This is a genomic window from Maritimibacter harenae (assembly GCF_009882975.1).
Lineage (GTDB): Bacteria > Pseudomonadota > Alphaproteobacteria > Rhodobacterales > Rhodobacteraceae > Maritimibacter > Maritimibacter harenae.
The window spans coordinates 211,198-234,577 of the sequence record NZ_WTUX01000002.1 but is presented as its reverse complement, the minus strand read 5'-3'; the positions used below and the strand labels follow the sequence as shown (position 1 = coordinate 234,577).

The window sequence follows — 23,380 nt, the reverse complement described above, 5'->3', positions numbered from 1 at the left end:
CGTAGCGGACTTCGTACATCCCGGTCTCGGACGGCGCGCGGAGATTGTCGCGCTCCTTGTCGCGGACGCGGAAGTGGTTGTCGCGGGTGCCTTCGTCCGATCCCATCGGCACGATGGTGACATAGTCGCTACCCGACACAGTCCCGGTCCAGGTCACTTCGAACACCGAACCCGCAAGCGCGCTTTCCGGCGCGCTCACCGTGACCGAAGGCTCGGTCACTTCGATGGGCTGGGAGGCCAGGGTCGACCCGTCCTCGTCCAGCACGTAGCGCACCTCGTACATCCCCGCGTCGCCGGGCGCGCGCAGGTTGTCGCGGTCCTTGTCGCGCACGCGGAAANTGGTTGTCGCGGGTGCCCTCGTCCGATCCCATCGGCACGATGGTGATGTAGTCGCTGCCCGACACGGTGCCGGTCCAGTTCACCTCGAAGACCGAACCGGTCTCGGCCGTTTCGGGGGCGGTGAGCGTCACGTCGTAGACGGGTTCCGGCTCGGGCTCCGGCTCAGGCTCCGGGGCGGCCACGGCCGTCGCCACCTGCGACAGCGCCGCGCCCAGCTCGTCGGCGTTGGCGGCCGACAGGAACTGCCCGCCCGTGTTGTCGGCGATGCAGGACAGCGCGGCGGCATCCGTGTCGCCCAGCCCGAAGCCGACAACGTGCGCGGTGAAGCCCACGCCCGATTTCTCGAGGCTCTCGGCCAGCGCGCACGGATCCCGGTCACAGCTTTCCAGCCCATCGGAGATCAGCACGACCGTCGCGGGCGCGTCGGTGTAGGACAGCTCACGGGCGGCGGCCTCGACCGCGCTGGTGAGCGGCGTCTTTCCGGTGGGGGTGATGTCGCGGACGCGTTCGAGGATCTCTTCGCGCGTGCCCCGCCCGGGCGCGACGATGGTTTCGATGTCGGTGCAGTCGCCGCGGTTGCGGTGCCCATAGGCCATGAGCCCGACCTCGCGGTTGTCGGTCCAGCTGCCCAGAAGGTTGTCCATGACGCCGCGCGCGATCTCAACCTTGGCGGTGCCCTCGATCTGGCCCCACATCGAGTTGGAGCCGTCGAAGACCACCATAACCTTCTCGTCCTGCGCCAGGGCCGGTGCGGCACCGGTCGCGGCGGCCACCCCGAGGGCGGCGAGCAATGTCCTGAAATGCTTCATGGTTCTCTCTGTCCCTATCGGTTTCGTTTGAATGTCGTTGCGCGTGCGCGCCGGGCTCACCAGCCAGGGGGCCTGCGGATCTGCCAGGTGCCGTATTCGAAATCCACGTTTTCGCCATTCAGCGTCACCCGCACCGGGCGGCGCTGCGCGTCGAAGAAGATGGGCACGGCGTGGCCGTCCATGGAAAGGGTCGTCATCGTGCAGCCCGTCCCGCCGTCGGGGCAGTCCGCCGCGCGGCGCTTGGGCGGGCTGGCGCCGTCGATGTCGAATGCCTCGCGCACCGCCGCCCAGGCGAAGCGCTTGGAATAGGCGTGCGGCATGCGCGACAGGAACACGCCCTGCGCTTCGTCCTCGCCGGGGGCGACGTAGCCGGTCGCGGGGATCTGCGTCGCCATGCGCCCCACCATCATCTGCCGTGCCATCGGCGGCACGTCCTGCCAGCCGTTGTGATAGACCGCGAGATCCATCGGCGCCCAGTAGATCGCGTCCCCGGTCGGGGCCAGGTATTCCGAGTAGCTGCCCTTCGTGGTGTAGGTGATCACCGCGGGGCCCGCCGTCATGCGGATCATGCAATCGTCATCCGCCACGTCATAGGTGCCAAGCGACACCTCGGTGGTCGCGGGCTTCTTCGGGGCGAGCGACCCGGTCTGGCGCGTCACCGGACTGTCGATCACGACCCTGACCTCCATCTCGCCCGCATGGGCGGGCGTCAGGCTCAGCCCGTCCACAGTGCCGTTGTCGGTCTCGAGCCGCCAGTTGTCCGTGCGGTCCGGGTCGAAGCCAACCGGGCTCAGCGACGAAGGCTGGCCCGCCTGGAAGCACACCGGCGGGGCGAACTCGATCGGGGTCACGCGCACGCGCAGCCGGAAGGCGCTGGGATCGGTGTCCTCGCCTGCCATGCTGGACGGAGCATAGACCACGCGGGAGAGGCCCAGCTCCTCCGGCGGGTTCGAGCCGTCGACCATGTAGGACTTCCGGTGCTGCGTCTCGCCCATCGCGTGTTCCGAGACCAGCGCGAGGTCGGACAGCGCGTCGCCGTCCACGATCTCGATATCGGCCATGAGAAGCCGGTCCTTGGGCGCCTTGTCGGCGCCCTCGCCCCCGATCTCGAGTTTCAGGTGGCGCGGTTCGGCGGCATAGATGTTGGCCTCGCCTTCGATATCGACGTGATCCGCCCGATCGGTCCCGTCGAAGGCCACCGTCTCTTCCTCGATCTCGCCGTAATACTGGTAGGTGCTGTCGGCGCTGCCGGTGGTCTCCATGTTGTTGAAGCGGGCGACGAAACGGGGAAAGCGCTTGTCGAAGGTGTTGCCGCCGACCTTGCCCGCGTCATAGAGCGGCGTCATCGCGTCCGGCGCGCTGTCATAACGTTCGGCGGCCTTCATGAACACGTCATCGGCCAGGTACTGGACCCGGTCGCGGCTGCCCATCTGCTGGCCGATGTCGAGCAGGTAGGCCCAGTTGCCGTAGCCCGGATCGGCCACCTCGAAGAAGCTGCGGTCGAGCGTCATGTAGTAGACCGGCGGATAGACCCCGTCGCTCAGCCCGTTCCTTTCGCCCCAGGCCGTGCCGACCGCGGTCGCCACCCCTTCGCGTAGCCAATTGGCCCCGCGCGCCTTCTGCGGCGGCTGGCGGCTGTGCAGGTATTCATGCGCCAGCGTGGACGGGTCGTAGAGGATGTCGCCCAGATTCTCCTGCGGCAGGTAGATGCGCGCGTTGTCCAGCAGGTCGATGCGGAAACAGGCGGTCGCGTTCTTGCCGCAGCGTCCCGCGGCGGGCTGCGGGTCGACGCGAAGGAACTCCTGGTCCGTCTCCTCGGAGTGTTCGAGCGTGTCGCTGTCCGGGAAGTCGAGATCGGAGAGCCAGGCCTTGATCTCCTCCATCTCGGCCAGTGCCTGGTCCCCTTGCTGGCGCATCGCGTCTTCGGGCCCGCAGCCGTCCGAACTGTTGCAGTAGAGCCGGAACCCGTCGGACTCGGTAATGAGCGGCGGTCCCGCCGTCGCCGGAGATGAAATACAAGCCAGGATAGCCAGTGCGAGCCAGTTGGGGCGCATCCGTTTCTCCCTGTAATGTCACTTTCGTCTTATCTGCCGGACACTTGCGCGTCTGAATTGATGCAATCCAAAATGGTGGTGCGCGTCTCCGGCACGAGCGGACCCTGCCGCATCCGTCGACGCGAGTCCACCTTCGCGCGGCGGGTTTCGCGCGCCTTTCAGGTCAGGATGTTCTTCTGCGCGTGCGCCTCGAGCAGGTCCTGAACCACCACGTTCGGAAACCGCCGGCGCAGCGTGACCGCATAGAAATTCTCGCGGATGCGCGGATGCTCCTTCGCCTCGACCAGCCGGCCCGAGGCGAGCTCGTCGGTCACGACGATGGGCGCCACGAGCGCGAGCCCGATGTCCTCGCGCGCCATGAGGCGCATCATGGCCATGTCATCGATCTCGGCGGCCACCTGCGGGCGCACCGACAGGCGGCTGGCAAGCGCGTCGAAGGCGGTGCGCACGGTGTTGTCCGTCGTGGGCAGGATGACGGGCTGCGTGGCCAGCAGGTCGCGCAGCGAAAGGTCCGGATCGAGCCGGCCGGGCGTGCCCACGATACTCACCGCCTGCTCGGCCAGGTGGTGCGTGACGAAGGGGGTCAGGCTGTCCTGCGGCGGGGGGCGGTTCATCAGCACGAGATCGAGGTTGTGCGTCTCCAACCCGTCGAGAAGCTCCGACGGGCTGCCCGAGCGCAGGATCACCTCGATGTCCATGCGCGACAGGATCGGGCGCAGGAACCCGATCTGGAAGTTGCGCGAGAGCGTCGCCAACGCGCCCACCCGCAGCGCCTGCCGGCCGCCGCCGGTTTCCTGCAGGGTCGCCACCAGCTCCTGCCCCGTCGCGAAGATCGCGTCGGCATGGTCGAGCGCGATCCGCCCCGCCTCGGTCAGGACGAGCTGGCGGCCGCGCCGTTCGAAAAGGTCATGGCCCAGCCGTTCCTCGAGCTGCTTGATCTGCACCGACAGCGCCGATTGCGACAGGTTCAACCGCTCGGCGGTGCGCGTGAGGTTCCCGTCGTGGGCCACGGCCCAGAAGTAGCGCAGGTGGTGATAGTTGAGCGGCATACCGTTCTATTTATTCGAACGATATCACACAAACAATGAATTTTTATTCATTCATGCCGCTCTGTATCCCCGGTCGCCAACGGGCTTTCGCCCAATATGACACGAGGGAGACGCACCATGCCGTACCTTTTCCTGCCGCTCCTGGGCCCGGCGATCCTGCTTGCGATCGCCGCCCTTGCCCGCCGGACGCCCGGCGCGCGCCCGGGCCGCCTGCCCGCGCTCGCCGAAGGCGCCGCGCTGGCCAGCTTCGCCGTCGCGCTCGGCGCGGCCGGCGTCCTGATCGCGACCGGGCCCGGCACCTCGCCGCTGCTCGGCGCCTGGGGGCTGGGGCTTTCGATCCGGCTCGACGTGGTCAGCGTCGCCATGCTGGTGCTGGTGAGCTTCATCGGCTGGGTCGTCCTGCGCTACACGCGCACGGCGCTCGACGGTGAGGCGCGGCAGGGCGCGTTCACCGGCTGGATGGCCGCGACGCTCGCGCTGGTGATGCTCCTGGTGAGCGCGGGCAACGTGGTTCAGCTGGCGCTGGCCTTCGCGCTGACGAGCGTGACGCTGAACCGCCTGCTCCTCTTCTACCCCGAGCGCACGACCGCCCGGCGCGCCGCGCGCAAGCGGGCCGTGGTCGCGCGGGTGAGCGAGCTTTCCCTCGCCGCCGGCGTGGCGCTGCTGGCCATCGCCCACGGCACCACCGACATCCACGCGCTCCTCTCGGCCGCCGCCCCGGGCGTGACGGCCATCGTCGCGGCCGGCCTGCTGGCCCTCGCAGCCGTGCTCGCCTCGGCCCAGTTTCCCGCCCACGGCTGGCTGACCGAGGTGATGGAGGCCCCGACGCCGGTCTCCGCCCTGCTCCACGCGGGCGTGATCAACGTGGGCGGGTTCCTCCTGATCCGGTTCGCCGACGTGATGCTGGCCGCGCCGGGTGTCATGGCGGTGCTCGCGCTGCTCGGCGGGTTCACCGCGATCTTCGGCGGGCTGGTGATGCTCACGCAGCCGGCGGTGAAGACCTCGCTCGCCTGGTCCACCATCGCGCAGATGGGCTTCATGATCCTGCAATGCGGCCTTGCGCTCTTCCCGCTGGCGCTCCTGCATATCGTGGCCCATTCGCTTTACAAGGCGCATGCCTTCCTCAGCGCCGGTGAAGCGGTGCGCAACGTCGCCGCGATCCGGCGCCCCGGCCCCGTGGCCGTGCCCAGCGCGCGCAACGTGCTCCAGGCCTTCGCGATCGGCATCGTCATCTACGGCCTCGTGGGCGCGGTCTTCGGGCTCGACGGCAAGTCGGTGCAGACCATCGCGCTCGGCGTGATCCTGATCTTCGGCGTGGCCTACCTGCTGGCCCAGGGGCTGGCGGACGGGGCGCCCGGCGCGCTCACGCGGCGCACCATCGTCTATGCACTCGCCACATCCACCAGCTACTTCGTGCTGCAACTGGTCGCGCTGCACCTGACGGCGGCCACCCTGCCCCCGACCCCCGCGCCGGGGCCGCTGGAATGGGCGCTCATCATCCTCGCGCTGATCAGCTTCGGCGTCGTGGCGGTGGCGCAGGCGACCTTCCCGCTCTGGGCGCAGCATCCGGCCGCCGCGGGCCTGCGGGTGCACCTGTCCAACGGGCTCTATGCCAACGCGATCTTCGACCGGCTGCTGGGCGGCTGGACGAAGCGGACCTCTGCCTGAACGGGAGATCAAGATGTTCACGAAACTCGAAACCTTCCCCGCCGCCCTTCTCGAACTGGTGGCCGAAGCGAACACCGCCGCGCAGGCGATCCCGCCGCTCTTCCCGCTGTCCGCCAGCGTCGCGGTCAATCCCTTCCTCGGCCAGAGCGACGAACCGCTCGCGGTCGCCGCGGCGCGGCTGGCCCGGGTGGCGGGCACCCGGATCATGCCGGAGCGCGCCCACTGGGCGGCCAAGGCCGAGGACGGCACGCTCACCGACGCCGACATCCTGGCCGCGCTCGATGCGCTCCCCGGCCCCTTCGACCGCCCGACGCTGGCCGAAGTGAAGGCCGCGCTCGACACCCCGGCCCCCGGGCCCCGCGCACTCCCCACCGTCGCGGACCTGGCCGCCGCGCAGTCCGGCATCGACTGGCCCGCACTGATCGACGAACGGATCGGCGCCTGGGCGGCGAGCCATTTCGACCAGGGCCAGGCGCTCTGGCAGCCCCGGCGCACGGGCGGGGCGTTCAGCGCCTGGCGCGACCACGCGACGCGCGACCTGACGCCGGAAATCCACGGCCTGACCGGTTTCTGCAGCTTCGTGGACGGAACCAACCGCTCGCACTGGCGGGCAATCGGGCGGGCCTGCGAAGCGCTCGGCGTCTCGAGCCGGGGCGCGGGCAGCGCCTTCCACCGCTGGCTCACCTCCCTGGGCGGCTGGGCACAATACGCGCGCTACCTGCTGTGGCAGGCCGAGCTCGACGGCACCTCGGACACGACGCTGACCGAGCTTCTGGCGATCCGGCTGGCCTTCGACGAGGCGCTCTTCGCGCTCTACCGCGACGAGATCGCGGAAGACTGGCAGGCGGTCGTCGAACAGCACGAGGCCCCTGTCAGCCCCACCCGGGACCATGTCATCGACGCGGTGCTGCAGGAAGCCAGCGAACGGGCCGAGCAGCGCAGGCTCGCCGCCCTCTTTGACGCGGACGCGCCCGAGGCGGACACCGATGCACGGCCCAAGGTGCAGGCCGCCTTCTGCATCGACGTGCGTTCCGAAGTGCTGCGCCGGGCGCTGGAAACCCAGGACCCTGGGATCGAGACCATCGGTTTCGCCGGGTTCTTCGGTCTGGCCAGCGCCCACCGCGCGGCCGGTTCGGACGTGGTCGAGACGCGCGGCCCCGCGCTTCTTTCCCCGTCCGTGACATCGCAGGCCGCCGAGCCCGAGGCCCAGGACCTCGACCGGCGCTATGCCGCGCGGGCCCGGCGGGCCTGGGGCCGCTTCAAGCTGGCCGCCGTGTCCTCCTTCGCCTTCGTCGAGGCGACCGGCCCGGTCTATGCCGGCAAGCTCCTGCGTGACGCGCTGGCCGTCGGCCACCGCCACCACGCCGATCCCGCCCCGATGCTCGATCCCGCCATCGGGCTCGACGAACAGGTCGACATGGCCGAGGCCATCCTCGCGGCGATGTCGCTCACCGGGCCCTTCGCGCGGGTGGTGATGATTGCCGGGCACGGCGCCTCGGTCACCAACAACCCGCATGAAAGCGCGCTTCACTGCGGCGCCTGCGGCGGTCACGCGGGCGACGTGAACGCGCGGCTGCTGGCAGGGCTCCTGAACGACCCCGAGGTGCGAAAGGGCCTTGGCGCGCGGGGCACGGAAATCCCGCAGGACACCGTCTTCCTCGCCGCGCTCCACGACACGACCACGGACCGGGTAACGCTCTTCGAACAGGACCTGCCGACGAAAGACCGCGCCCGGGACGTGGCGCAACTGCGCGGCTGGCTCGAGGCCGCGGGCGGCCTGGCGCGGGCCGAACGGGCGAAGCGCCTGCCCCGGGCCGGCCGGGAGGCGGACGTCATGCGCCGGGCCCGCGACTGGTCCGAACTGCGCCCGGAATGGGGGCTGGCCAACTGCCGGGCCTTCATCGCCGCGCCGCGTCACCGCAGCCAGGGCAAGGCCCTGTCGGGCCAGTCGTTCCTGCACAGCTACGACTGGCACGGCGACGAGGGCTTCGGCGTGCTCGAGCAGATCATGACCGCCCCGGTGGTCGTGGCGAGCTGGATCAGCCTGCAATACTACGGTTCCACCGTCGCGCCCGAGGTCTTCGGCGGGGGCAACAAGCTCCTGCACAACGTGGCCGGCGGGATCGGCGTGCTCGAGGGCAACGGGGGCGCGATCCGGGCCGGACTGCCGTGGCAGAAGGTGCATGACGGCGACCGGCTCCAGCATGACCCGTTGCGGCTGTCGGTCATCATCGAGGCGCCGCGCGAGGCGATGAACGATATCCTGAAGCGCAACCCGCAGGTGGCCGCGCTCTTCGACAACCGCTGGCTCCACCTTGTCGCGATGGACGAGACAGGGCGGCTTGCCTGGCGCTACACGGGCGACCTCACCTGGGCGCCGTTCGAGGGTGGCGTGGCTGACGAGGCCGCGATGGCCGCGGAATGAGGCCGGGCCTACCCCGGTGAACTGCGCAGGGCCCCGCCATCCGGCGGGGTCCCGTCGCCCCGGTCACAGCTGGGGGTGGAAGTAGCGTAAGATACCGCGTCGGCCGCATTTTTCTGCGCAACCGATCGGGCGCTCGCGCGTTGTTCACCGAACGCCGGACGCCTGCGGGATTGCGGCGCGCCCGGCAAACCCGCTAACAGGGACCGAACCCCGATAGACCATGTTCCCCGCGCGGCTCCCGCGCGCGTCGAAAACCGAAAGGCCAGAGCCATGAGACTTCACCACGTCGCGGCCCTCACCGCCCTCCCCCTTCTGGCCGCCTGCGCGGCCCCGCAAGATCCGACCGAGGTCGGCGCGGTGCCCGAGCAGGTGACCGCGCTCGCCGCCCCCTACCAGGACCTGTCGACGGCGCGCCTGCGCGAGGATGGGTGCTACTGGTATCTCCATTCCGGGCCGGTGGAAGCCACGCTCCTGCCCTTGCGCACGCGCGAAGGCCGCCCGATCTGCACCGGGCCGGCCGCCTGAAGACGTCTGGGCCGCGCGCGGATCAGCTGCGCGCGGTGACGTATTCCTCGGGGGGATAGAGGATCGCGACCGAACCGGTCTCGACCTGGTCGTAGAGCCCGTTGATGTGGGCCATCACCATACGGACGCAGCCCGAACTCGCCCGCCCGCCGATGGAGCGCGGATGCGGGCTGCCGTGGATGCGCAGGTAGGTATCGCGGCCGCCGACATAGAGGTAGAAGGCGCGCGAGCCCAGCGGGTTCTCCGGCCCCGGCGGCATTCCGTCCTCGTATTCCTTGTAGAGTTCCGGATCGCGCCGGATCATGTTGGCGGTCGGGGTCCAGGAGGGCCACTTGGCCTTGCGCTTGATCGTGTAGGCGCCCGGCTCGTAAAGATCGCCGCGCGCGATCGCCACGCCGTAGCGCATCGCCGTGCCGTCATTGCGGATGTGGTAGAGATAGCGCGCAACGGCATCCACGTGGATGTCGCCGGGGGTGAGACCCGGCTTCGCCTCGACCAGCGTGGGCAGGAACCGGGGGTGCAGGCCCCAGGGGTTCGTGGTCGCCGGGTTGTAATTGGGCGGCGTCACCTGGGCGTCCCAGGCGTCCCATTTCGACTGGAGCGACGAGGACTGCGCAAGCGCCTGCCCCGCGATGGGCGGCGAGAACATGGCCGCCGTGGTCATGATGAAATGGCGTCTCGTAAGCATGTATCGTCCTCCTGCACGCTGTCCCAACCCCGCATGTCCGACCGGCCATGCCCTGTTGCGACCTCGAATGACAATGACCCGCCAGGTGACAAGGTTCCACTGCATCGCGGTTTTGCCGCAGGGCGTGGGGCAAAAGCAACGGTCAGGAGGCGCTGCTGGGCCGTTCCCCGCTCACATCCCCGTGTCGTGGTGTCGCCCGACATGGCACATTGCCGGCTGGCAACACCCATTCCTACGACGTGGACCTGTCGGCCTACGAGTGACCCGAACCTCCGCGGCCCGCACGGGTCGCGGGGGCTCTTCGCGGGGCAGCATCCCGCATCCTCCCACGCACGACCAGCGGCCTGCCTACTGTGGCGCGGACAGACCCGGCGACAGCCCGTCGTGGGCCCGCTGCGCGGCGGTGGCGAGGCTGTCGGTCGCGGTGTCGAAATCCTCCATGAAGGCGCTTTCGAGCCGGCCGGACTCCACGTCCTCGACCGCCCCCTGCGCGACGATCCCGTCGCCCGTGTCGTGGAAACGGTAGCGAAGGCGGCTCACTGCGGGCTCCGCCTTGCCGTAGTTCGGGTCGCACGGCCCTGGTGCGGTGCGGTCCGCGGGCAGCGGCCGCCCCTCGCCGTCGAGCCAGATCTCGACTTCCACCGCGCGCGCCGAAGCGCCGTCACCACGTGTGCCGTCCGCCCCGGGCGTGACCGAGATGTAGGGGCGCAGCGCCGCCGGGCTCATCCCCAGCTCGTCGGCCAGCTCACGCGCCACGGCGTCGGCCGCGTCGTCGAGCGGCACCTGCGTCTCGGGCGGATCGGCCGGCAGGCGCGGCACGTCGGGCTCGGGATCGGACAGCGGGATCACGCGGAACCCGTGCACGGTCAGGACGTCGGCCCCGTCCACGTTGCCCTGCTGACGCCCGTAGCCTGCATAGGTGCCGTCCGGCCGCTCCGCCATCGCATAGTCGAAGTTGATGTCGTCGACGGTGAACGCCCCGCGCCAGCCGGTGTCCCGGCCCCCGCCGATCTCGGCCGCGGAGAGCCCCGGCAGGTCGGCCGCAATGGCCCCGAAGTCGGTGTCCTGCGCGCAGTAGCGCCTGAGCTCCAGGTCCTTGCCGTTCGACTGGCTCAGCGTCATGCGGTCGCCGCCACGATGCTTGCGCAGGGTGCCCTGCATGCTCTGGTGCTGGAACGGCTGCTCGATCAACATGCCGCGCACATCCATCTTGACCACGCCCTCGGTGTATTCGATGCGCACCGGCTCGGCGGGCCTGGTGGTGTCGGTGATCCTTCCCGTGACCTGCGACGGCTCGAAGAAGGCGGTGCCCGGACCATGGTCGACGAGCGCGATGGGGAAGCTCTCGGTCCCCTCGACCTCGTCATCCTCGGCCAACGGGATGGTGAGCGTGGTCTCGGTCGTGCCCGACGGCAAGGTCCCCTGCACCCGCCACGGCGCGAAATCCGCCCCCGGCGTCGCGCTGCCACCGCCCGGCACCGCGCTCACCATTGCCGGGATCTCGCTGTCGAAGGCCTGGCGCACCGTCACGGTGACCGCCCCGCCCTCCTCGCCGCCGGACGCGGACACGGTGTATTCGTTGTCGTTGTCGAGGATCGCGATGGGCCCCATCGCCGCGGCGTTGATGACCGCGGGCACCTGCGTGGTGTCGAGCGGGGAGAGCGCGGCCACGGACGGGACAAGCTGCTCGCGGTAAGGCTCGTCCTCCCCGTCGTCGATGATGGTGAAGGTCGCCGTCTTGACCACCTCCCCCTTCATGAAGGTGAAGGGCAGCACGGTGGGCGCGAAATCCGTCCCCGCCGTCGCCCCGGCCCCGGCCAGCCGGATCTCGCCCCGGAACGCCTGCTTCGCCGGCGCGTCGAGCTTGAGCAACAGCTGCACGTCCCTGGTGACGCCCTCGCGCACCTCGCGCATCGTCGGCTCCAGCGTGAGGGTCTGGGCCAGCGCGGCGGAGGGCAGCAGAAGCGCGGCGGCGAAGGCGGTGCCGGATGGGCGGAAGGGGCCGGGTTGTCTCAAGGTGCAGCTCCTGTCTGAAAGCGGGAGCATGCCAGTAAGTCTCTGTCTGGAAATGTGAAAACGGCCCTTTCGGCGCGCCTGCCTGACATACTCCCTGAATGAACGTGTCATCCGAGCCTGACCGCTCACCCCCCGTCGGATCAACCCCCGGTGTCGCAAGCCCCTTTACCCCGCCCGCGCTTTGGCCGACATAGGACGCCATCATCCGAGGGAGAGGGACATGAAATTCGCCACCTTGCCGGACGGCACCCGGGACGGGCGTCTGTTCATCGTCAGTCGCGACATGACCCGCATCGAACCCGCCAAGGGCGCGCACACGATGCAGGAGCTGATGGAGCGCTGGGACGAGGTCGAGATCCAGCTGGAGATGGAATACGAGGCGGTGAACAACGGGCTCGGCGGTGGCTTCAGCCCGGCCGCCGCGCTGGCCCCGCTTCCGCGCGCCTGGCAATGGCTCGACGGCTCGGCCTTCGACAGCCACGGCGCGCTGATGGCCAAGGTCTTCGGCATGGAGGACAAGTTCAAACCGGACTTCCCCTACATGTACCAGGGCGTCTCGGACCGGTTCTACGCCCCGACCGAGGACGTGAAATTCCCCTCCGAGGACGACTTCATCGATTTCGAGGGTGAATTCGGGATCATCACCGATGCCGTGCCGCTAGGTATCAAGGCCCGCGAGGCGCGCCAGCACATCCGCCTTCTCGTGCAGATCAACGACTGGTCCCTGCGCCGGATCGCCCCGCTCGAGATGAAGGCGGGCTTCGGTTGGGTGCGCGCCAAGCCCGCGTGTTCGATGGCCCCGGTCGCGGTGACGCCGGACGAGTTGGGCGACGCCTGGCGCGACGCGCGCATCGACCTGGACCTGGGCGTGTGGTGGAACGGCGAAAAGTTCGGGGCCGCGAACGGTTACGCCATGTCGGTTGGGTTCGACGCGCTGGTGGAACACGCCGCCTATTCGCGCGACCTCGTGCCAGGCACCGTGATCGGCTCTGGCACCGTGTCGAACGAAACCTACCGCGACGTGGGCTCCTCCTGCATCGCCGAAAGGCGCGGGATCGAGATGATCGACAAGGGCGACGCGACCACCGAATTCATGAAATTCGGCGATCGCGTGCGGATGGAGGTCTTCGACGCGGCCGGCGAAACGGTCTTCGGCGCCATCGACCAGAAGGTCATCCCCGCCTGACGCCTTTCATCTTTCCGACAATACGCAAGAAAGAGGCGGCCGGTCCCGGCCCCCTTCTTTCAGTTTTGCGACTTCGCGCGCCAAAACGCGCCTGCGCGCCCGGCCAGTGACCCCGCAGACGAGACCCCCGGTTCCGGATTGACAGGACGGCCCCGCCAATGCGCAACTGGGGCGAGCGCCGCGCGCAGGGCCCGGCCTCGGGGAAGAGGAGAGCTCTTGAGCCAAGTTCTGTCCGGAGTCTGGGCCCTTCTGCTGGGCATCGTCCTGATCATGCTCGGCAATGGCATGCATTTCACCCTGATCGGCCTGCGCGGCGGGATCGAGGGGTTCTCGGCCTCGGAACTGGCGATCGTGACCTCCGGCTATTTCGCGGGCTTCCTGGCCGGCGCGCGGCTCAGCCCGGTGATGATCCGCCGCGTGGGCCATGTGCGCGTCTTCGCCGCCCTTGGCAGCTTCATGTCCGCGGGGCTCATCGCCTTCCCGCTCCTGACCGAACCCTGGGCCTGGACAATCCTGCGCCTGCTCATCGGGTTCTGCATGTCGGGCATCTACGTCACCGCCGAAAGCTGGCTCAACGATGCCTCCACGAACGAGAACCGGGGCAAGGTGCTCGCGGCCTACATGATCGCGCAGACCCTGGGCATCATCGGCGCGCAGGCGCTTCTGAACCTCGGGGACGCCGCGAGCTCGGCGCTCTTCATCGGGGCCTCGATCCTGGTGTCGATCTCCTTCGCCCCGATCCTGCTGTCGATCTCGCCCGTCCCGGCGGCCGAGGTGGCCCGGCCCATGCCGCTGCGCACGCTCTTTCGAAGTTCGCCCCTGGGCACCGTGGGGATCTTCCTGCTGGGCGGCATCTACGCCACCCAGTCCGGCATGGGGGCTGTCTTCGGCTCCCAGATCGAAATGAGCGCGGCGCAGATCTCGCTCTTCGTGGCGATGCTCTTCGCCGGCGCGCTGGTGCTGCAATACCCGGTGGGGTGGCTCTCGGACCGCATGGACCGGCGGCGGCTGATCTTCGCCGCGGCGCTCCTGGGTCTCGTGTGCTGTGCGCTCGCCTGGTCCGCCGGCGACAACCTCTGGGCGATGATGGGGGCCGCCTTCTTCGCGGGCGGCGTGACGACGCCGCTCTACGCGCTCTTCCTCGCCTACACCAACGACACGCTCTCGGCCGAGGAGATGCCCGCGGCCTCCGGCGGGCTCGTCCTGACCTTCGGCGTCGGCGCGATCCTGGGGCCGCTGGCCACCGGCGGCGTGATGCAGCAATTCGGCCCCTTCGCCTTCTGGCTGGCCCTCGGCGCCACCTTCGCCGCGATCGCCCTCTACGCGCTCTTCAGGATGAGCCAGCGTGCCGCCGTCGCGACCGAAGACACGGAAAGCTACCTGGGCGTCGTGCCCACCGCCTCGCCCGTCGCGGTCGAGGCCGCGGGTATCTGGGCCGCCGAGCAGGCCGAGGCCGAGCGTGAGGCAGAAAGCGACACGCAGTCCTGACCGACGGCACCGGCCCCTTGCCACTCATTTTTTCGGAAGATTGTCGGGGCGCGCGGTCCCCGTGGCCGTCAGTCCCCCATGACCGACGGCAACCCCGCGACCGTGTCGGTCAGCGGGCCGAAGGGCGCCCCGAAGGCACTGCCGAGCAGGAAGATCATCATGCCGATCGTGGCCACGATGGCGAGCCCGAGGACGGCGTTCGATTCCACGATCCGGGTGGCGATGCGCTGACCCAGCGGGGCGGCGCTGCGGAATTCCATCTGGTCGAGAACCAGCTTCGCCTGGTCCACGTCCTTGTCCCAGCTCGGATCGGTCAGGGCCCGCAGAACGGTCTCGTTGATGACGATATGGTCGTCGGACCCGGCGTCGTCACCGTCTCTTGGCTGGCTCGTGTCGATCCGCTCCGCGCCGGCAAATATCCGCGCGTCGGAAATCTGATGGTTCATCTTCCGTCCCCAGAATCATTCAATTTTGTTTTCAATAATCATGAAAATACGGGAGGTAGGGATAACCTGTCTACACCCATGACCGAAATGGCGACACTGCGAGACGGGCGTTGAAATTGTATTAAGATCCGAAACCGGAAAGCCCCAAAATCGGCATTTCGGCGCGCCGGCACAGCTTCCCCGCTTGGTTGACGCAGGGTCATACGCGCCGTGGTTGTTCATTGTTCAAAGCGATATTGCCGAATCACTTCGCCTCCTGCCGCGCCCGATCCCCTGCACCGTTCCGGAGATGTTTCGGGAGGCTGGCGCCCCGAAAGAGCGCCCGATCATGTCCGCGCGGCTCCGGTGCGACGAAAGCAGCGCTCTCCCCTCGGAACGTCCGGAGCGGCATGCCTCACAGCCGGTCGACGTTCCGGCGCATGATGCGGATGACGCGCAGGAACGCCTCGAGGTCGTCGGGGTCGGCGCCCTCGATCAGCTTGCGTTCGCGCTCCAGCGCGGCGGCAAGGATGCGGTCATGCATCTCGTAGCCGGCGTCGTTGAGTTCCCAGATCCGCCGCCGCGGGTCGCTGGCCATCGCCTCGAAATCCACCAGACCCAGCTCGTCGAGCTTGTTGAGCGACCGGCTGGCCGCCCCCTTGTCGATCGCGATGACCTCCACGATGCGCGCGGCCGGGATGCGCGGCTCGATCGCCAGCATGGAAATCACGCGCCAGTCGGCGATGCCGACCCCGAACTCGGCGAGGTATTCCGAGGACGCACCAAGCGAGAGGGCGTTGTTCACCGAGGACAGGAAATACGGGATGTAGGTGTCGATATCGACGATCTCTCGCCCGTCCGCGTGGCGGCGGGTCGGGCTCGAAATGCGGCCCTCTGGGCAGAGTGTCTTGTCGCCTTTCACTGCGCGGATCCTCCTCCAAGGGACGGGACGTGCCCTCGATTGTCCGGATCGGCGCCCCAAGTCAAGGCGGCGGACGCGCCGCGCGTGCATCTCGTCCCGCCTCGTGCGGGCCGCGCCGACGACATGTCGCGGCTGCTCCCCATCGTGGCACACCAAGTTGACCCTGTGGCACAAACGCGGCTACCCAATCGCGAAGACGGGGCGCGAAACCCCCGGACCGGGACGGTGGGAGGCACGCATGACGGACCGAAACGACGACACACCCGTGAGCCGGCTGCCGGTCACGGAGACGGTCAACGCCTTCGTCGCCTTCCTCTTCGCCGCCTCCGCCCCCGTGGCGATCATCCTGAGCGCGGGCGTGCACGGCGGGCTGACCGAGGTGGACCTCGCCTCCTGGATCTTCGCGGCCTTCGTGGTGAACGGCGCGCTCAGCATCGGCATGTCGGTGGCCTTCCGCCAGCCGCTGGCGTTCTTCTGGACCATCCCGGGCACCGTGCTGGTCGGCACCGCGCTCGAGAGCATGAGCCTGGCCGAGGTGGTCGGGGCCTACCTCCTGACCGCCGCGCTTCTGCTGGTCCTCGGGCTCACCGGCTGGGTGAAGGCCGCGATGGACCGGCTGCCGATGCCCATCGTGATGGGCATGGTCGCGGGGGTTTTCGTGCAATTCGGGCTGGACTGGATCCTCGCCTTCGAGACCGACTTCGTGCTGGTCGCCGCGATGACCGCCACGTTCTTCGCGCTGACCGCCATGCCACGCGCGCAGAAGGTCTTCCCGCCGATGATCGGGGTGCTGATCGTGGGACTCGCGATCCTCGCCTACCAGGGCAACGGCGCCGCCCCCGCCTTGAACGGTGACCGCATCTTCGCAGCCCCGCAGCTCTACGCGCCCGAGTTCACGCTCGCGGCCACTTTGGAGCTGGTGGTTCCGCTGGCGATCACCGTCATCGCCGCCCAGAACGCCCAGGGCATCGTGATCCTGCGCGCGGCCGGTCACACGCCGCCGGTGAACGCGATCACCACGGCCTGCGGCGGCGCTTCGCTGGTGGCGGCCGCCTTCGGCAGCGTGTCCTCCTGCCTCACGGGTCCCTCGAACGCGATCCTCGTCTCCGGCGGTGCGCGCGAACGTCAGTGGCTCGCCGCCGTCCTCCTGGGCAGTTTCGCGATCCTGTTCGGCGTCTTCGCGCCCGTGGTGACGAGCCTGCTCCTCGCCACCCCCGCGGCCTTCCTGAGCACGCTGGCCGGGCTCGCCCTCCTGCGCACGCTGCAGGCCGCGTTCCAGACGTCGTTCGGCCCGACCTTCCCGCTGGGCGGCCTCGTCGCCTTCCTCGTCACGCTGGCGGGCCTGCCGATCTTCAACATCGGCGCACCGTTCTGGGGCCTCGTCTTCGGCCTCCTGGCGAGCCTCCTGTTGGAGCGGGACTCCTTTGCCAAGGAGTGATCTCGCGGTCCTTGGACGGCGTCCGTCACGTGCACACGGCGCAACCAAGCGGACAGCCACCCGCTCTCGCACACGTTTTGCGTGTTGCGCGGGCAACACCTGATCGAACAGGTCCATTACCCCTTTGAACTTCCGGTACGACCTATCGGATAAGCCAAGCAGTTTTGTTTTTCACGAGTGATTAGGGGTACCAATGACCACTGCAAATCGCGTCCTTCGGCATGTCCTCATGTCCGGAACCGCCCTCGCCTGCATCTCCGGAATGGCCCTGGCGGAAGCGCCCGGATCGGATTCATACGGGAATTCGATCACGAGCTCCAAGTTCGACCCGACCATCCCCACGGACCTGTTCCACGACATCGCCGGCACGGGGACGCACCTTGTCTTCGGCGATGACGTTTCTGCCCGGAACGTATCGCTAGGCGGCCTTGTATTTCCGTTCTACGGCACGGATTACACCAACCTGACGTTCGCGACGAACGGCTACATCTCGACCTCTTCGATCGACTATGGGCCGGATCTTTCCAACGATGCTGTCTTGCCGACTGCCCCGAGTACCGGTTCCGGCGCCCGTATCTATCCCTATCACGACGACACAGTCGCCAACGTCTACGGGCAATATTTCGATCAGGCCTCGAGCCCGATCGGCACGGAGACCTACGTTGCCCAGTGGAACGCCGTGCATTTTGCTGGCGCCGGTACAACGGATGACAATGCGCCCCTGCGCTACAACGTGATGCTGTTGCGGGACGGAACGATCGTCATGGCCTATGACCGCGTTTCGGCCGAGGCGGGCGCGCGGGCGACCGTCGGCATCCAGAACGGGACCTACACCGACGGCGTGGCCTACCTCGCCAACGAGCAGGTCATGACCGACGGCATGACGATCCTCGTCACCTCCCCGACCTCCGCACGAAACCCGCTCAACCCGTTCGAGGGGATGGCGAACGATCAGCAGATCACGGGATCGGAAATCGGCCTGATGCAGACCGGCACCCAATCGGACCTGACGACCGAGCAGGTGCGCAAGGCCTTCGCCTACGGCCAGCAGGTCGAGCGCATGTCGACCAAGGGCAGCGGCGACCTCGGCACCGGCGACCGCTTCTCCACCTGGGCCACGGCCAGCGCCGTGACCACCACTGGGAACGCGGGCCCGGCGATGACCGGCGTCACCCACGGTTTCCACGTCGGCGGCGACTACCGCCTGACCCCGGAGTTCCTGGGGGGCCTGTCCTTCGCCTATACGCAGTCGAGCCTTCAGACGGGCAAGCTGGCGACCTCCGCCACGGGCTACACCGTGTCGCCCTACGTGGGTTACGAGATCAACGACAACCTTCTCGTCACCGCGTCGGCCAACTACACCCGCACGACCTATGACAGCGTGACCATGCCGCTGGGCACGTTCACCTCGGCCAGCAACCGCTTCTCGGGCGAGCTGACGGTCGAGGGGCGCGTCGCGCTTGGCCAGCCGGGCCTGTCCATCGTTCCGCAGGCGAGCGTGGCGGCGGGCAAGGAGTTCTACGAACCGCTGACCGGCATGGGCCAGTCGATCACGGTGCAGCCGTCCTGGTTCGTGCGCGGCGAAGCCACCGCGCGGCTTGAACAATCCTTCACGACGCCCGAGGGCAGCGGCGCGTTCTACGCGTTGGCCGGCATGGATTACGTGCGCACCAATGGCGACAACTCGATCGCCCTCTTCGCGACCGCCTACGACAACAGCCGCCTCGGCGGCGTGGTCGGCGCCGGGTTCTCGTTCACCGCGCCCAACGGCATCAACGTCGATGCCAGCTTCTCGGGTCGCGGCCTGGGCACCACGAACCGCTCGGCGCAAGGCAACCTGACGGTCGGCCTCACGTTCTGACCGGGACCACCCGACAGGCGGAATGACACGAGGGGGCGCTTCTGCGCCCCCTTTTCTTTCTCTCGGCTCAAGCCCCGGTCACGCGCCAGATGATGTCGCCCACGTCGTCGGCCATCAGGAGCGATTTGCCGTCCGGGCCGACGGTCACGCCGACCGGGCGGCCGTAGGCCAGTTTCTCGTCCTCCGACAGGAAGCCCGACAGGATGTCGCGCGACGGGCCGCTCGGCGCGCCGTTCTCGAACGGCACGAAGATCAGCCGGTAGCCGGAGAGTTTCGAGCGGTTCCACGATCCGTGCTGACCGATGACCATGCCGGCGCCGAAGCCCGGGAGCGTGCCGTCGGGCATCCAGCACAGGCCGAGCGACGCGGTATGACCGCCCAGCGCGTAGTCCGGCTTGATCGCCTTCGCGACCATCTCGGGATCCCGCGGGACGCGGTCGTCGACCGTCTGGCCCCAGTAGCAGTAGGGCCAGCCGTAGAAGCCCCCCTCCTCGACCGAGGTGAGGTAGTCGGGCGGGGTCTCGTCGCCCAGCCCGTCGCGTTCGTTGACCACGGTCCAGAGCTTGCCCGTCTCTGGCTCCCACGCCATGCCGACCGCGTTGCGCAGGCCGGAGGCAAAGACGCGCGCCTCGCCGCTCGCCACGTCGAGCTCCCAGATCGCCGCGCGGCCCTCCTCGACCTCCATCCCCTGGTCGGCGATGTTGGTGAGCGAGCCGACGCCGGCATAGACCTTGGTCCCGTCGGGCGAGGCGAGGAGGCTGCGCGTCCAGTGCCCGTGCGGCTTGAAATCGACGAGTTGTTCACCGCTGCCCGAGAGCGACGTGGCGCCCGGGGTGTAATCGAAAACGCGGATGCCGTCGGTGTTGCCGAGGTAGAAGCGCTCACCCACCAGCGCCATGCCGAAGGGCTGGTTCTGGTTCTCGACGAAGACTTCGCGGATCTCGGCCACGCCGTCCCCGTCGGCGTCGCGCCACAGGCTGACACGGTTGGCGCTCTTGCCGATCGCCTTCACCCGCCGCATCGTTGCCTGGGCGGCATGGTCCATCAGCGTCTTGGGCGGCCCCGCCTGCTCTTTCGATTCCGCCACCAGGACGTCGCCGTTCGGCAGCACCTCGATCCAGCGCGGGTGGTCCAGCCCCGAGGCGAAGGCGTTCACCTTGAGCCCCGGCGCACAGGTCGGGACGTGACCGTCCTTCCAGCCCTCCGCGGCGGGCATCTTCAGCGTCATGATCCCCTGCGCGCGTGCCTCGGGGATGTCCGGGGTGGCGCCGAACGCCTGTTGTGCGGGCGATCCCATGCGCCGCATGAACGCGATCGTGCCGCCCACGACCGAGGTCGCCTTCGCGATAAGATCCATGATGGCCTCCTTTTCTCCGGGGCCAGACTACCGGAGATCAGGGGGCCATGACAGCACCGTCGTTCGGGGCGCGTCAGGCGGTGCCCACGGGGGTCAGGAAGAACACCGTGTTCACGCCGAAACGGGTGGAGTGGGAAATCACGTGCCGGCCGTGCCGGGGCACGGAGACCGTGTCGCCCGAGCGGGCCGCGACCGGGGTCGCGAATATCGCGGCGAGGAACGCCTCGCCCGTGGCCAGGTGGCGGGTGTGAAACACCTCGCCTTCGACAGGATGCCCGTTCAGGATCATGTGCCACCTCACTTTGCAGGTCCGCCGGTGGGGGGCCGGTCCCGGCCCCCGGGCCATGCCCGCGGTCTCGATCTCTCCACGCTACATCGCACGATTTCATGCACCAATGCGAATTTATGAACATTTTGTCGCATCAGGGTCAGCCGCCGGACGGTCGCCGCGCGTCGGGCTTGGGCATCACGACCGGGACGATCAGCCCGCCCGAGAGGCCAAGGTAGGCCGCCACCCAAAGGGTCCCCGCCATGTTGACGAAGGCACCGTGCAGGCCCGGCATCACCTCGGCGGCGACGCGAAGACCCGTGGCGATGACGAGGGCCGCGAAGGCGGCCGTGAGGAAGGGGCCGGCTTCAAGCGGGCGGCCGGTGTGACCCAGCGTGGCGCGGATCATCACGGCCACGGTCATGCTCGCCACCGCGCCGATCGCAAGCACGTGCGCCGTGGCCGCCGGGGTCGCGGCGCCCACGGCCGACAGGGCCGCGACGGTGAACCCGGCCGGGATGAAGGCATAGGCGACGTGGAGCATCAGAAGAAGCGGCGAACGCCAGGTCAGCCAGCCACGCCAGCGCAGGAGACGCGCCACATGCAGGGCCGCGGCCATGAGCATCACCAGTGCCGCCGTCAGGCCGGATGCCGCGCCCACCCAGAACACCAACGCCGCGACCCCCGTGAAGATCGCGAAGCCGTCGAAGCGTCCGAACGGCACGGGCCGGTCCGCGTGCCCAGCCTTCACGAGCCAGTTGCGGGTGAAGCTCGGGAGGATCCGCCCGCCGATCAGCATGATCAGGAAGATCAGGATCGCGATGCCCGCGCGATGCCCGGTCAGCGCGACACCGGTGCGCAGGGCCTCGACGTGGAAGGCGATGTTGGCGACCCAGAACAGCGTGACGGGGATCAGCACCTTGAGGTTGCGCCAGTTGCGTCCCGCCACGATCTCGCGCGCGATCATCGCGCCGACGAGGAGCAGGAAGAGCTGATCGACGACAAGAGCGGCGACGGGGCCCAAGCCGAGAAGCCCCGCCACGGCGAGGCGTCCAGCGATCCAGACAAGGGCCAGCGTGGCCAGCGGCCAGCCGCGTGTCGGCAGCCGGCCGGTCCAGTTGGGAACGGCGGTGAAGAGGAACCCAGCGACCACGGCCGCGCCGTAGCCGAAGATCATCTCGTGAACGTGCCAGTCCACCGGCGCGAAGACGGACGTGATGGAGAGCGCCCCGTCCCACACCGCGAGCCACAGCGCGATCGCGGTCGCGCCGAAGAGGCTTGCCAGCAGGAAGAAGGGACGGAAACCGGCGGACAGAAGCGCAGGGCCGGTGTATGTGCGGCGGTCGGACATGTGCGGTTCCTCCAGTGTTAAAAGGGCGGCGCAGGCCGCGCCGCCCTTCCTTGTGCCGTGACGAAGGGACGGGACGTCACTGCACCTGTGCGATCAGGTCGGCCATCCGGGCCTTTGCCTTGCCTTTCTGGCGAAGGTCGGCAACGTCATCGAGGTTCACCGGCTCGCCCACCTGGATCAGGGCGACCATGCCCATCGTGTAGTGCGGGGTGCACTTGATGCCGTAGAGGCCCTCGGCGTCGACCGTCAGCTCGAATTCCTCGTTGAAATTGGTGCGGAAGCCCTCCACCCCTTCGGGCAGCATCCCGTCGATGTCCTCGACGTTGTGGCCACGGTCGGTGGGGACGAAACGGATCACGTCACCGGGCTGGGCCTGGACGAAGGCGGGTTCGAAAACCATCGCGCCGGCCTCGCCCTTGTTGAGCATCTTGACCTCGTATGTCTCGGCCTGGGCGCCGAAGGCGACGAGGGCGAGCGCGGCGGAGAGAAGAAGCGGTTTCATCAGAGCATCCTTTGTTCATGTCTGTTGTTTCGTCTGAGCGGGTTTTGCGGTATTTGCCGGCGCCGAACGTTGCATTTCGACAAACTCGCGGATCATTCGTGCCAAAACTCGACGAAAGCCTCCTGGTGGACCTTCCCCCGTTCAGCCAGCTCGACCGCGGCCAGATTCGCGAGATCCTCGATCACGCGGTGTCGCGCCGGTATGACGAGGGCGCGGCGATCTTCCGCGAGGGGCACGACGCGGACCGCTTTTTCCTCCTTCTCGACGGCTACCTGCGCGTGGTGCGCGCCACGGAGGGCGGCGAAGAGATCATCGTGCTCCACATCTCGCCCGGGCAGCTCTTCGGAATCGCCAAGGCGCTTGCGCGCGACACCTATCCCGCCACCGCCATCGCGGCGGCCGAGACGATCGCGCTGTCCTGGCCGATGTCGTTGTGGGAGAAGTTTACCGGCGAGTACCCGGGCTTCGCGACCGAAAGTTACCGGACGCTGGGCAAGCGGCTGGGCGAAATCCAGATGACGTTGACCGAGATGGCCACCCAGGCCGTCGAGAAACGCGTGGCGAGCGCCGTTCTGCGGATGATGAACCAGAGCGGACGGCGCACCGACGAGGGGATCGAGATCGGCTTTCCCGTCACGCGCCAGAACATCTCGGACATGACCGGGACGACGCTGCACACCGTGAGCCGCCTGCTCTCGGCCTGGGAGAAGGCCGGGGTGGTGTCCTCACGGCGCAAACACGTGGTGGTCACGAGACCCCACGAGCTGGTGCTCCTGAGCGGCGCGCACGGCTAGAGCTTCTCGGCCACCCGCGCGCGCAACTCGGCGCGGAACGCGTCTTCCTCCAGGTCGTATTCCTCGCAGGCATCCGTGATCGTGTGAAATGGCGCCACCAGGCAGCCGGGGCACAGCATCTTGCGTGCGATGAAGGGCTCCACGAGGTCGGGCCACGTGGCGAACAGCGTCGCCAGCGGCAGGTCCGGGTCATCGAAATCAGGTCTACGGCGCAT

General features: G+C 68.4%; 20 protein-coding genes. 8 read left to right on the top strand and 12 right to left on the bottom strand.

Features of this window, described 5'->3' with window-relative positions:
- Window positions 1-128: 128 nt before the first annotated feature.
- From GQE99_RS01155 to GQE99_RS01145, 3 genes are all read right to left on the bottom strand, one after another.
- Window positions 129-1,061: a vWA domain-containing protein gene (locus GQE99_RS01155; RefSeq protein WP_456237978.1), complete on the bottom strand. Its 933-nt coding sequence runs from the start codon at window positions 1,059-1,061 to the stop codon at window positions 129-131.
- Between the two features lie 143 nt (window positions 1,062-1,204).
- Complete coding sequence (locus GQE99_RS01150; protein ID WP_161349750.1) at window positions 1,205-3,202, bottom strand: hypothetical protein; 1,998 nt, start codon at window positions 3,200-3,202, stop codon at window positions 1,205-1,207.
- 158 nt (window positions 3,203-3,360) lie between these two features.
- The gene (locus tag GQE99_RS01145; protein ID WP_161349749.1) at window positions 3,361-4,251 is read right to left on the bottom strand and encodes a LysR family transcriptional regulator; all 891 of its coding nucleotides are present in this window, start codon (window positions 4,249-4,251) and stop codon (window positions 3,361-3,363) included.
- A 117-nt stretch (window positions 4,252-4,368) separates the two neighbouring features.
- On the opposite strand from GQE99_RS01145, the gene GQE99_RS01140 reads away from it, so the two are divergent.
- The 3 genes from GQE99_RS01140 (at window position 4,369) to GQE99_RS01130 (ending at window position 8,869) form a co-directional block, all read left to right on the top strand.
- Complete coding sequence (locus tag GQE99_RS01140; protein ID WP_161349748.1) at window positions 4,369-5,919, top strand: proton-conducting transporter transmembrane domain-containing protein; 1,551 nt, start codon at window positions 4,369-4,371, stop codon at window positions 5,917-5,919.
- Between the two features lie 13 nt (window positions 5,920-5,932).
- Window positions 5,933-8,344, top strand: coding sequence for a YbcC family protein (locus GQE99_RS01135; RefSeq protein ID WP_161349747.1), 2,412 nt, complete (start codon window positions 5,933-5,935; stop codon window positions 8,342-8,344).
- A gap of 270 nt (window positions 8,345-8,614) precedes the next feature.
- On the top strand, window positions 8,615-8,869 hold the full coding sequence (locus tag GQE99_RS01130; protein ID WP_202530538.1) for a hypothetical protein: 255 nt from the start codon (window positions 8,615-8,617) through the stop codon (window positions 8,867-8,869).
- A 22-nt stretch (window positions 8,870-8,891) separates the two neighbouring features.
- Here GQE99_RS01130 and GQE99_RS01125 read toward each other — a convergent pair whose 3' ends face one another.
- Both GQE99_RS01125 and GQE99_RS01120 read right to left on the bottom strand, forming a co-directional pair.
- Window positions 8,892-9,557: a L,D-transpeptidase gene (locus GQE99_RS01125; protein ID WP_161349746.1), complete on the bottom strand. Its 666-nt coding sequence runs from the start codon at window positions 9,555-9,557 to the stop codon at window positions 8,892-8,894.
- 348 nt (window positions 9,558-9,905) lie between these two features.
- Window positions 9,906-11,573, bottom strand: coding sequence for a Calx-beta domain-containing protein (locus GQE99_RS01120; protein ID WP_161349745.1), 1,668 nt, complete (start codon window positions 11,571-11,573; stop codon window positions 9,906-9,908).
- Between the two features lie 220 nt (window positions 11,574-11,793).
- On the opposite strand from GQE99_RS01120, the gene GQE99_RS01115 reads away from it, so the two are divergent.
- Both GQE99_RS01115 and GQE99_RS01110 read left to right on the top strand, forming a co-directional pair.
- Window positions 11,794-12,759 carry a fumarylacetoacetate hydrolase family protein gene (locus GQE99_RS01115; RefSeq protein WP_161349744.1) on the top strand — a complete coding sequence of 322 codons (966 nt, stop codon included), beginning with the start codon at window positions 11,794-11,796 and terminating at the stop codon, window positions 12,757-12,759.
- A 216-nt stretch (window positions 12,760-12,975) separates the two neighbouring features.
- Entirely contained in the window at window positions 12,976-14,247 is a 1,272-nt protein-coding gene (locus GQE99_RS01110) for an MFS transporter (protein ID WP_161349743.1), read from the top strand.
- A gap of 68 nt (window positions 14,248-14,315) precedes the next feature.
- Here the strand turns inward: GQE99_RS01110 and GQE99_RS01105 are convergent, their stop codons facing one another.
- Together GQE99_RS01105 and GQE99_RS21680 are read right to left on the bottom strand one after the other, a co-directional pair.
- Complete coding sequence (locus tag GQE99_RS01105; protein ID WP_161349742.1) at window positions 14,316-14,693, bottom strand: hypothetical protein; 378 nt, start codon at window positions 14,691-14,693, stop codon at window positions 14,316-14,318.
- 394 nt (window positions 14,694-15,087) lie between these two features.
- The gene (locus tag GQE99_RS21680; RefSeq protein WP_328794014.1) at window positions 15,088-15,594 is read right to left on the bottom strand and encodes a MarR family winged helix-turn-helix transcriptional regulator; all 507 of its coding nucleotides are present in this window, start codon (window positions 15,592-15,594) and stop codon (window positions 15,088-15,090) included.
- 238 nt (window positions 15,595-15,832) lie between these two features.
- Between GQE99_RS21680 and GQE99_RS01095 the strand changes: the two genes are divergently transcribed.
- Together GQE99_RS01095 and GQE99_RS01090 are read left to right on the top strand one after the other, a co-directional pair.
- Window positions 15,833-17,032, top strand: a complete 1,200-nt coding sequence (locus GQE99_RS01095) for a benzoate/H(+) symporter BenE family transporter (RefSeq protein ID WP_161349740.1) — start codon at window positions 15,833-15,835, stop codon at window positions 17,030-17,032.
- Window positions 17,033-17,261: 229 nt separating this feature from the next.
- Complete coding sequence (locus GQE99_RS01090) at window positions 17,262-18,893, top strand: autotransporter outer membrane beta-barrel domain-containing protein (RefSeq protein WP_161349739.1); 1,632 nt, start codon at window positions 17,262-17,264, stop codon at window positions 18,891-18,893.
- A 67-nt stretch (window positions 18,894-18,960) separates the two neighbouring features.
- On the opposite strand, the gene GQE99_RS01085 is transcribed toward GQE99_RS01090, so the two are convergent.
- From GQE99_RS01085 to GQE99_RS01070, 4 genes are all read right to left on the bottom strand, one after another.
- The gene (locus GQE99_RS01085; protein ID WP_161349738.1) at window positions 18,961-20,250 is read right to left on the bottom strand and encodes a PQQ-dependent sugar dehydrogenase; all 1,290 of its coding nucleotides are present in this window, start codon (window positions 20,248-20,250) and stop codon (window positions 18,961-18,963) included.
- Window positions 20,251-20,323: 73 nt separating this feature from the next.
- The gene (locus tag GQE99_RS01080) at window positions 20,324-20,539 is read right to left on the bottom strand and encodes a hypothetical protein (protein WP_161349737.1); all 216 of its coding nucleotides are present in this window, start codon (window positions 20,537-20,539) and stop codon (window positions 20,324-20,326) included.
- 139 nt (window positions 20,540-20,678) lie between these two features.
- A complete protein-coding gene (locus GQE99_RS01075) occupies window positions 20,679-21,869 on the bottom strand; it encodes an NnrS family protein (protein ID WP_161349736.1) in 1,191 nt (396 codons plus the stop codon).
- Between the two features lie 76 nt (window positions 21,870-21,945).
- Window positions 21,946-22,371 (bottom strand): pseudoazurin, encoded by a 426-nt coding sequence (locus GQE99_RS01070; protein ID WP_161349735.1) that lies wholly within the window; start codon window positions 22,369-22,371, stop codon window positions 21,946-21,948.
- 98 nt (window positions 22,372-22,469) lie between these two features.
- On the opposite strand from GQE99_RS01070, the gene GQE99_RS01065 reads away from it, so the two are divergent.
- Window positions 22,470-23,165 carry a Crp/Fnr family transcriptional regulator gene (locus tag GQE99_RS01065; RefSeq protein WP_161349734.1) on the top strand — a complete coding sequence of 232 codons (696 nt, stop codon included), beginning with the start codon at window positions 22,470-22,472 and terminating at the stop codon, window positions 23,163-23,165.
- On the opposite strand, the gene GQE99_RS01060 is transcribed toward GQE99_RS01065, so the two are convergent.
- On the bottom strand, window positions 23,162-23,380 hold the full coding sequence (locus GQE99_RS01060; protein WP_161349733.1) for a hypothetical protein: 219 nt from the start codon (window positions 23,378-23,380) through the stop codon (window positions 23,162-23,164). The genes GQE99_RS01065 and GQE99_RS01060 overlap by 4 nt on opposite strands.

What these genes read in the sequence shown, in the direction of transcription:
- GQE99_RS01140 (WP_161349748.1), top strand. Translation starts at nt 4,369, where the DNA reads ATGCCGTACCTTTTCCTGCCGCTCCTGGGCCCGGCGATCCTGCTTGCG.
- GQE99_RS01075 (WP_161349736.1), bottom strand. Translation starts at nt 21,869, where the DNA reads ATGTCCGACCGCCGCACATACACCGGCCCTGCGCTTCTGTCCGCCGGT.
- GQE99_RS01145 (WP_161349749.1), bottom strand. Translation starts at nt 4,251, where the DNA reads ATGCCGCTCAACTATCACCACCTGCGCTACTTCTGGGCCGTGGCCCAC.
- GQE99_RS01060 (WP_161349733.1), bottom strand. Translation starts at nt 23,380, where the DNA reads ATGCGCCGTAGACCTGATTTCGATGACCCGGACCTGCCGCTGGCGACG.
- GQE99_RS01135 (WP_161349747.1), top strand. Translation starts at nt 5,933, where the DNA reads ATGTTCACGAAACTCGAAACCTTCCCCGCCGCCCTTCTCGAACTGGTG.
- GQE99_RS01070 (WP_161349735.1), bottom strand. Translation starts at nt 22,371, where the DNA reads ATGAAACCGCTTCTTCTCTCCGCCGCGCTCGCCCTCGTCGCCTTCGGC.
- GQE99_RS01130 (WP_202530538.1), top strand. Translation starts at nt 8,615, where the DNA reads ATGAGACTTCACCACGTCGCGGCCCTCACCGCCCTCCCCCTTCTGGCC.
- GQE99_RS01115 (WP_161349744.1), top strand. Translation starts at nt 11,794, where the DNA reads ATGAAATTCGCCACCTTGCCGGACGGCACCCGGGACGGGCGTCTGTTC.
- GQE99_RS01095 (WP_161349740.1), top strand. Translation starts at nt 15,833, where the DNA reads ATGACGGACCGAAACGACGACACACCCGTGAGCCGGCTGCCGGTCACG.
- GQE99_RS01090 (WP_161349739.1), top strand. Translation starts at nt 17,262, where the DNA reads ATGTCCGGAACCGCCCTCGCCTGCATCTCCGGAATGGCCCTGGCGGAA.
- GQE99_RS01150 (WP_161349750.1), bottom strand. Translation starts at nt 3,202, where the DNA reads ATGCGCCCCAACTGGCTCGCACTGGCTATCCTGGCTTGTATTTCATCT.
- GQE99_RS01125 (WP_161349746.1), bottom strand. Translation starts at nt 9,557, where the DNA reads ATGCTTACGAGACGCCATTTCATCATGACCACGGCGGCCATGTTCTCG.
- GQE99_RS01080 (WP_161349737.1), bottom strand. Translation starts at nt 20,539, where the DNA reads ATGATCCTGAACGGGCATCCTGTCGAAGGCGAGGTGTTTCACACCCGC.
- GQE99_RS01085 (WP_161349738.1), bottom strand. Translation starts at nt 20,250, where the DNA reads ATGGATCTTATCGCGAAGGCGACCTCGGTCGTGGGCGGCACGATCGCG.
- GQE99_RS01105 (WP_161349742.1), bottom strand. Translation starts at nt 14,693, where the DNA reads ATGAACCATCAGATTTCCGACGCGCGGATATTTGCCGGCGCGGAGCGG.